Annotated in this window: 2 protein-coding genes; both read right to left on the minus strand. The window is 48.7% G+C overall.

Annotated elements, in window-relative coordinates:
• The coding region (locus tag ABYV26_RS23755; protein ID WP_372683831.1) for a hypothetical protein at positions 1–274 on the minus strand (274 nt) is incomplete at its 3' end.
• A gap of 584 nt (positions 275–858) precedes the next feature.
• Positions 859–3,084 (minus strand): sigma 54-interacting transcriptional regulator (locus ABYV26_RS23760; protein ID WP_372683832.1); only part of this gene is annotated, 2,226 nt, incomplete at its 5' end.

The following is a 3,084-nucleotide window of genomic DNA, read 5'->3' on the forward strand; positions in this document are numbered from 1 at the left end:
GATGGAAGCGTTCTTTGGAAGTACATAAAAAATAGGTTGACGGAAATGATTGCTTCAGATCTCGTATCGTTCGATTGTCGAGGGGTACACTGTCGATATCCAGAATGACTGCCAGGCATGGAGTCGATGCCAGGATCGTTTCCAGTTCCATTAAGCTGGGACAGGTTTTGGTCCGATAGGGACCCTTTTCAATGATGCGATATATGGCTTCTGAGTCTTGGGCGACTGCTCCCAAAATCACCACTATGCTTGTGATCCCGTCCTTATCTTTCATGGTACGTCACTTGGCCCGCAATTGATTTTCAAGGTGTCGGCGGCGATATTTGACAACGCAATGAAGATGCCAGAATGTGTTGATGAACAATTATTCAGAAATCAATTGCGGGCGGGAGGAACTGTTGCGGGGATGTAACAGGCTGAAATACAATTAATATCTATAAATAACAAAAGGGCATTATATATTTTAAAGGAAGGCAAACCAGCATGAATCCGCCAAACCAAGGATAAAAATATCGGAGCACGAGTGTCCGGAATTCGGACGATAAAAAAGCGACAGAAGAAATATGAATTAATAATAATATGTTACAATGTCCTGTTTCCAGACGCGTTATTTGGCGGCGAACAAGTGTCCGGACGATGGCAAACTGTGGCTGCTGTTAAAACGTGAATTTGGGCAACCGTTTTTGTAATAAACACCAACAACGGGTCTGGTCGCCGACTTTTTAGTCGCGTTCAATGGTGGCAATGGCAAGTTGTTCAGGTGCCAATTCATAGTGCGTCCTGAATCAGATTGGCAACAGGTGGGTAGGGCTTTCCTTATTCGGGGAGAACGCAATTGCCTTGGGTTTGGGTGAGTTTTCAGTGCAAGGTGGGGTTGACGATTCGAAGCCGTTTGAGCTTTTCGTAGAGTGTGCTGCGGCTGATACCCAACTGCCTGGCCGCCTCAGCTTTGTTCCAATCGCAGGCATCAAGCACCTCTCGAATCAGTCGTTCTTCGGATTCGATGATTGTGGGTGCGGGGTTGGATGTAGATGCGGGCTCATTCATGAGGGATGACGGAAGGTCTTTCAATTCGATCTGATCCCCCTTAGTTAAAATGACGGCGTGTTCAATACTGTTTTCAAGTTCACGTACATTGCCAGGCCAGGAACCGTCGATGAGTTTGCGCATGGCTTCACTTCTGAAGCCGCTGATCTGTTTGCCCTGTTCGTTGGCAAATTGTTTAAGAAAATGCTTTGCCAAAAGATGGATGTCCTTGGCGCGTTTGCGCAAAGGCGGTAGTAAGATGGGGAAAACGTTTAATCGATAGAACAGATCTTCTCTGAATCGTCCCTGCCGCACTTCGTCCTGAAGATTTTTATTGGTGGCTGCCAGAATACGCACGTTCACTTTGACGGGGCGGTCGCCGCCTAATCGATCAATGGTTTGCTGCTGGAGGACTCGCAGCAGTTTGGTCTGGGCAGCGGCATCAATTTCACCGATCTCGTCTAAAAAAACGGTTCCACCGTTGGCTTGTTCAAAACGTCCTATTTTTCGCTTCAAGGCTCCTGTGAAAGCTCCTTTTTCATGACCGAAGAGCTCGCTTTCCAGCAGGGTACTGGGATAAGCGGTGCAGTTAATGACGACAAACGGCTTTCCGGCGCGTTGGCTTCTAATGTGGATCGCCTGGGCAACCAGTTCCTTTCCCGTTCCGCTCTCCCCCTGGATCAACACCGTGGCATCGGTTGGCGCCACATCTTCAATCAGCTTGAAAACCACCTGCATCTTGGGGTCTTTGCCGACAATTCCCTGGAAGCCGGAATCCACATCGACACGCTGTTTCAGTTTGCGCAGTTCCTCCTCGTGAAAATTGGCCCGATGGATAGCGCCAGCAGCTTGATGCAGGATCATAGCGATAATATCCAACTCGTGCCTGATGCAGTTGCATCTTCCGGAGCAGGCAACAAGCATGGCACCGATCAACAGATCATGATGTCGAATAGGAAAAACGGCAATTTGTTCAACGGTATTTAAAGAATCCGGAAGGTTAAGCCGCTCGATTTCCGGTTGCCGCACGAAGGTCAGCTGTTTGTGTCGGCTGAAAGAATCTACTACGCTGTCATAGACCTGTTGACCCAGGTGCAGTGTCTGTTGGGGGGTGGCGAGGTTAATTGAACGCATTGAATTGTTGAAAACCATAAGATTCAAATTTCGACATTCCACCACTTCCTTGAGGGTCCGGATGAGGAACTGGCAGATTTGATCCAGTCGGGGAAAGGCAGCAATCTCTTGGGAAATCGAAAAAGAGGTCTCAAGCTGCTTGTGGGCCCGATCCAACTCTTGGTTTTTGTTTTCCAATCGACTATTAGAGTCTCTCAGGCGCTGGGTATAGTCCTTCAGCCGCACAAGCATGGAGTTAAAGGCGGAAGCCAGTTTGGTAATTTCCTGCCTTCCATTAATGGTAATCTTTCTGTCAAGATTGCCTTCGTCGATCTGTTCAGCATAACTGGTCAACTGACCCAATGGTCGGGTCAGCCGGCTGATCATCAAGTGGCTTACAATGAGGGAAAACACCAGGATGCCTAACGTAATGGCGCTCATTTGCATCCATAGTTGACGAACCTGGTGTCGAAATGGTGCTTCGAAAAGGCCCATTCTGAGCGTGCCAGCCTTTCCACCGAAGATCGGATAAGCGACATCAATATATCGGCTGCCCTCCTGGGAAACAATTTTTTCAATCTTACCGCTATCTCCACTTCCTATTTTATTCGCATTGATAAGATTTGCCGGAACACCCTCCAGGAACGTATGCGTCAACAACCGGCCCTCGCGGACCACAAAAAGATAGGCCACCGTTGGGTCACTTGAAAGCTGATCGTCCAGCATCTTTTGCAGCGACACCAAATCATTGATTAAAATTTTGTCTACGGCGTCCAAGGATAGTTTGTGCGCAATATTTTCAGCGCGCGCCGCCGCGCCGTCCAGTAGACTTAGGCTATACTGATGGGCCACCAGTTGGGATACGGATACACCGGTTGCAATGACCAGCATCGCGACCGAGAGCATGACGACCGTGATCGATATGCCCGCGACCAGCGCGATGAA

The organism is Desulfosarcina sp. (assembly GCF_041551955.1).
Taxonomy (GTDB): domain Bacteria; phylum Desulfobacterota; class Desulfobacteria; order Desulfobacterales; family Desulfosarcinaceae; genus Desulfosarcina.